We start from the raw sequence: 6,738 nt of genomic DNA on the forward strand, positions 1-6,738 counted from the left end.
TCAGTATCATTGATTATTTTTTGTGCGGTTGGAATTTTTTAAAGTTAAACAATATTTGGTCCGATCCAGTAATCAAATGATGCAAAAGGTTCTTTGAAAATAGGTATGTACGGTGTACCACCTGGCTTCAACACAAACACCTAAACCATAGGATAGTAATTATACTATTTGGTAGATTCTTCCAAGGGTTATAATAAAGTCAGGAAGTCACAGGTGGTATGTACAAGAGCTTCTCGGATGCACGTGCATCTTTTCTACCGGTCGTATCCAAATAATATTTTTAGTTGATATCAGTATCGGAGATAACAACGGCATTCAGGGAAGCCACTATTATATTTAACGCGTAGGCAGGTTAACTTATCAACCCAACCTCTTTAGTTAGATCATAGTTAGATATAAATAATGAATATAAGAACCGAAGTATTTTAGCCGCGAATGCTGTTTATTCGCGGCTATTTTATTTAACCAAATATCAGTATTTGAACATCCCGTTTTCGTAGATGATCTTTTTCTCTCCTGATTTCAAGCAGGCTGTAACAACCTTATCCTCAGTGTTTATTATATCCCAGTGAAGGGCAGAGTCATTAAAGCCTAACTTCTCCTTAATCTCCTTGGTAAGCTTTGATGGGTCACCATCAAATGTATCAGAGTATGACATACCCACTGCAAGATGGCAGTTACCAAATTTTCCTCCATAATTTTCATCAAACAGGGTATTTGCCATGAATCTGTCTATTTTGGAGAATCTCTTGTCAGTTAGAGAAAACTCCCCTACCCTTCTGGCACCTTTATCCATGGAGATCTGTTTTGCGACAAACTCTTTTCCCTTTTTCGCACTGCTTTTTATCACCTCACCCTTCTTGAACTGAAGCCTGATCCCTTCAACATAATTGCCATCTCTATATGAAGGCAGGTTGGCATAATAAACACCCTCTGTGCCTCTCCAGTCAGGTGAAATGAACAATTCAAAACTGGGGATATTATGGCCTGATACCCCTATCCATCTTCGCTTTTCGCCAGGCGTTATCTTTAAGTCCATATTTTCAGATTCAATATGGTAATATGCCACCTTTATACGGTTGATCCATTTTTTAATGACCATTGCATTATTAAAGGTCTCTTCCCATCCCTTTACAGGATCTTTCATATCAAGGTAACAGGCCTTTATAACCTGCGCAGTATATTGTTTCATAGAGATACCAGCTGTTTCAGCAGCGCCCTGTGTTGGAACCATACACAATGTCCATCCGAAATCCCCTTTTTCCTCCCTTTTCCACAAAATATCCCTGAGGGGCTTTCGCGCAAGGGCAGCCTTCCCTATTTTTCTGGGGTCTATATGCCTCAGATGGGTAATAGATTCAGGGGCAAGAAGGCTTATCACACCATGAAGATTCTCATTAAACTCTTTTTCACCGGATGGCTGGAATCCTAATTGAGTGTTATTTGCCCTTTCGAAAAAATTCTTTTCCATCTGAGGAGTGCTGCTTATACGAAGAATGGGGTTCATACCCATATCCAATATTTTTGCCTGAAGTATCTCAGCAAGCCTGATAGCTGATATATCAAACCTTATCAGGATGTTATTATTCTGTTTATATTTTTTTGTCCTGGCCTTTTTAAGCCCCCAGAGCAGTATATCCCCGTACTTATTCAGTTTATCTGTTGATATCATCTTGGTATCCTCCTTGGCAGATTGACATAAATTCATGTGTAAATATCTAATTATAGTGCTACACAATAGCATAAATTTTTATTTACCTGAATCATTTAAAATTTTAAAATATGCATTTTAGATAGAAAAAGGATAGTATGGCATATCATAATAACAGGATGAGAATAATCTGATATCGACATAAACCTGATCGAATAGAGAGTATCATGAATAAAAAGACCAATCGATTCCTTTGCATTCACGGCCATTTTTATCAACCGCCAAGAGAAAACCCATGGACAGGAACCATCCATTTACAAAAATCAGCTTATCCTTTTCATGACTGGAATGAAAGGATAACACGCGAATGTTACGGCCCTAATACGAGAAGCAGGCTTCATGGTGAGAATGGATTCATTAAGAAGCTAAAAAATAATTATGAGCAAATCAGCTTCAATTTTGGCCCAACCCTTTTAACATGGCTGGAAAAAAATAATCCTTGGATATATTCACAGATTATTGAGGCGGATAAAAAAAGCTGCAACACATTTGGAGGACATGGCAATGCCATAGCCCAGGTTTATAACCATATAATCATGCCACTTGCATCTGAAAAAGACAAGATAACGCAGGTCAAATGGGGGCTGGCTGATTTCTCCCATAGATTTGGCAGGGAGGCAGAGGGTATGTGGCTTGCTGAAACAGCTGTAAACAGGGATACCCTGAAGGTAATGGCCAGCGAAGGTGTCAGGTTTACCATTCTTTCCCCTTTTCAGGCCCATATGGTAAAGAGCATCAGCCATAATAAATCAGAATGGCTGGATGTTTCCGGTGGCAGAGTTGACTGCACACACCCATACAGGTACTTTCTACCAGAAGACAGATCCCTTTATATTGATATTTTCTTTTACAATGGGCCTCTCTCAAAGGCTATTGCATATGAAAAACTGCTTGGGTCAGGAGAGATATTTCTTAGAAAGATTATGGAGGCATATCCATCAGAGACAAATACCCCTGCCCTCGTGAGCATGGCAACAGACGGGGAGAGCTACGGTCACCACTTCAAGTTCGGTGAAATGGCGCTTACATGGGTGCTTGATACTGTAAAGCATCAGGGCGATATTTCAATTACAAATTATGGTGAATTTCTTGAAATGTGTCCCCCTGAAAAAGAGGTGATGATCATTGAAAACAGCGCATGGAGCTGTGCTCACGGGGTTGAAAGATGGCGTTCAAATTGCGGGTGCAGTATTAGTCAGCATCCTGGCTGGACACAGTCATGGAGAGCCCCCTTAAGGGAGGGGCTTGACTGGCTTAACATGCGTCTATCAAAGATTTTTGAAAGGGAGACAAAGGGGCTTTTAAAAGATACAGTAAAAACACGAAATGATTATATAACAGTATTAATGACGCCTGATGAAAAAGAAAAAAATAGATTTCTCCGGAAGCACTCAGCCGGATCACTCACAAAAGAACAAAAGAATCTGGTATTCAGGCTCCTTGAGTCTCAAAAATACTCCCTCTACATGTTTACAAGCTGTGGCTGGTTCTTTGATGATATATCCGGGATAGAGGCCATTCAGGTGCTCATGTACGCAAAAAAGGCCATTGAATTATGTGGGCCATTCTCCGATGAAGGGCTTGAAAAAGGCCTTATGGATTATCTGAACAAGGCAATATCAAATGATCAAAGATATGAGAACGGCCTTGAGGTATATAACAAAAAGATTCTTCCTCTGAAATATGATATGGTCTCCCTCTGTGCTAATTATTCACTGCTATGCGTTGTGGATCAGGACCATAGGTTGAAATGGGTAAAAAATATTGTTAAACCTCATAATGTAAAAATGGGCATGACAGGTGAAAACAAGCTATTTTTTGCTGAAACGGGTGACCCTGAGGCATTGGATGCAGGCTATAAGATATGCAGTATCTCAATTATAACCCCTGAGAATGAGCTCAAATGTATTTCAGGAAAGACAAGCAGGGATGATCAGAAGCACATGGAGGAAATGATTGATAGAGTATTGTCTGGTAAAGAGCAGGTACTTGGCATTGATGCATTCTCAAAATACCTCTCAGATTCAGAGACCCTTACCTTTAACGATATGATGCCTGATATAAAATCAGAGATTATGGATATCCTTTTAAGACGATTAGAGAATCAGTTTTTTAGTACAGTATGTGAAAGACCTCAGGAGATGTATAACTACATCAGATACCTTGCATCACAGGATGAAAACATACCGGATTATTTAACTAATGCAATTCAATCCATTACCAATGGCCTTATTGTAAAACTATTCAAGTATTCAGGTGATGCTCCGATAAATTACAATGAAATTGAATATTTATTATCTCTTTTTATAAGCGAGCCAGATGATGAGGAATCAAACCCTGTTAATAGAATAGTGTTTGATCCTGTCACTCTCTTACAGCAGTATAGAATATTACAATCGATTGAATGTTTTCTTACAGGACAAATACTGTCAATCAGGGATAATAATATAAACCTTTGCTTAATAAATATTTTAAAGACTGTTGAATTTATTCATAAATATAATATTTATCCTGATTTATGGCAATTTCAGAATCTGTTTTATGATCTGAGCACTGATATCGGTTTTATAAAAAAAATGGATCATGACACTTTATCATTATTCCGGCAGGTCGAAAGGCTGCTGGGGTTTACAGGGGGAAATCAATATGCTTAACCTGGTAATGGCGCTTCATTGTCATCAACCTGTTGGAAATTTTGATCATGTATTCAGTATGGCCATGGATAAATGTTACCGGCCTCTTCTGGATATCCTATACAGGCATCCGGGTATAAAAACAGGAATCCATTTATCAGGGCCTTTGCTTGAATGGATAGATAAAAACCGGAATGAATATATCTCTCTTATTGGCGAAATGGTCAAAAGAAAACAGGTTGAGATGCTGTCAGGCGGTTTTTTTGAACCGCTTCTCGCTGAAATCCCTGCCCGTGACGCGATTGGTCAGGTCAACCTGATGAATGCATACCTGAATGAAAAATTCAGGAAACAGCCAAAGGGTTTCTGGCTCACTGAGAGGGTGTGGGATTCTACCCTGCCCCTTGTCTTAAAGGATTCAGGGCTTTCTTATACAATTGTCGATGATACGCATATGTATTATTCCGGCTTAAAGCCTGATCAGATATATGGAAGCTATATCACCGAAAAAGAGGGTCACACCCTCAAAATACTGTCAACACCAATGGTGATGCGTTACCTTATACCCTTCAGAATGGTTGAGGATGTAATCGGTCATCTGCGTCACGAAGAAAGCCTGGGCAGAAACATTGCAGTATACGGTGATGATGGTGAAAAATTTGGATTATGGCCCGGAACCCATGAATGGGTTATACAAAAGGGCTGGCTTGAAAAATTCTTCAGTGCAATAGAGAGCAACAGCGACTGGCTTAAAACAATGCTTCCCAGTGAATATATTGCCACATACCCGCCTCTTGGCAGGATTTACCTCCCCCAGGCATCTTATGAGGAGATGACTGAATGGGCACTGCCGCCAGACCAGTCTTATGCGCTTGAAAATATCATCAAGAGACTAAAGAACGATAATCTGTGGGACAATTACCGGCCTTTTGTCCGTGGCGGGATATGGGATAATTTTCTGGTGAAGTATTATGAAACAAACCGCATACATAAAAAAATGCTTTTACTGAGCGAAAAGGCACTAGGAAACATGGAGGCACAGATATGTATCTGGCGTGCCCAGTGTAACTGTGCCTACTGGCATGGGGTTTTTGGCGGTCTTTATCTTGGCCATCTAAGGAGGGCCATACAGGAAAATCTTATCCGGGCTCAGGAGATACTCTGCAAAGACAGGCCGGACCAGCTAGGATATGTATTTACTGATATCGATAAAGATGGGCATAACGAGATAATAATAGAGAACAAAAAAATGGGCATTGGCATATCTCCTGCCTCTGGTGGTGGTATTTTTGATATCTCCTTTTTCAAGAAGGCGTATAACCTTACCGACACCCTGACCAGAAGAAAAGAGGCATACCATAACAGTATCAGTGCAGCTCATAATGATACAAATGCCTCAAATAATGGTATTGCATCTATACATGATATACATAATAAAGGCATAGATAATATTGAATCACTTCTTATCTATGACCATTACCCAAGGATATCTCTGCTTGATCATTATTTTACAAACGAGACATCCCTTGAAGATTATTCAAGGGCACAGTATCACCCTGATGCAGATCTTTCCGGTAAAATTTATAAACTTAAAAATATGGTTTCAAAGGAAGATAACATTAAAGTACAACTTGACTTATCAACTGTAAAGCCTTGTTTATCGAAAATTATTAATATCTCATTAGATTCTGAGATGGTTTTTACCTATACTTTTTATAATAATGGGATGGACTATATCTCAATGATATTCGGTTGTGAGTTTAATATCAATCTTTACTCTGATCAGGACCCTGCAAAGTACTATTACCTTCCTGAAAAAGATAAAAAACGAGAAATATATGAGACCGGTGAAGAAAACAATATCAAGACGTTCCATCTGGTTAATAATACAGATAGTCTCATTGTAAAGTATGAGTTCTCTCTACCTCTAACAGTATGGTTTTACCCCATTATGACTGTGTCAAAATCAGAAGAGGGATTTGAACACACCTATCAGGGTTCGAGTCTGCTCTTTAGGTTGCCTCTTGAATTGCCACCAGGAGGGAAAAAAGGTATTGAGATGAAGATGAGCATTGAAGATTCCCATAATATTTAAGCTATAGATACATAGTTTTAACTATCTATGAGCATTAATGACAGGGCTCTGTTTTTTAACCTTTTTCAATTTATTCTGTTTTTTATTAGAAATATCTGGAATCATATAGAGTCTCATGATAGATATAATTTTAAGCTGTAAAATAATTAGTTTATTTATATATTTTCAGGCTCATTAAAAAAATGCCTTGGAGGATATATGAAGATCACCGTAATTGGTGCAGCCGGGAGTGTCGGGGCCCCGGCAGTTTTTTATCTTGCTGTAAACAGGCTGGCCCATGAGTTTTTAATGATCGGAGG

General features: G+C 39.0%; 3 protein-coding genes. 2 read left to right on the plus strand and 1 reads right to left on the minus strand.

Translation table 11 applies throughout. The annotated features are described in order from the left end of the window. Positions 1-472: 472 nt before the first annotated feature. Positions 473-1,672 (minus strand): aminopeptidase, encoded by a 1,200-nt coding sequence (locus GX654_06760; GenBank protein NLD36553.1) that lies wholly within the window; start codon positions 1,670-1,672, stop codon positions 473-475. A gap of 206 nt (positions 1,673-1,878) precedes the next feature. Between GX654_06760 and GX654_06765 the strand changes: the two genes are divergently transcribed. Then, on the plus strand, positions 1,879-4,365 hold the full coding sequence (locus tag GX654_06765) for a DUF3536 domain-containing protein (GenBank protein ID NLD36554.1): 2,487 nt from the start codon (positions 1,879-1,881) through the stop codon (positions 4,363-4,365). Then, a complete protein-coding gene (locus GX654_06770; GenBank protein ID NLD36555.1) occupies positions 4,358-6,439 on the plus strand; it encodes a DUF1926 domain-containing protein in 2,082 nt (693 codons plus the stop codon). The genes GX654_06765 and GX654_06770 overlap by 8 nt, the downstream gene beginning before the upstream one ends. Positions 6,440-6,738 lie beyond the last annotated feature (299 nt).

The sequence above is a fragment of the Desulfatiglans sp. genome (assembly GCA_012513605.1).
Lineage (GTDB): Bacteria > Desulfobacterota > DSM-4660 > Desulfatiglandales > HGW-15 > JAAZBV01.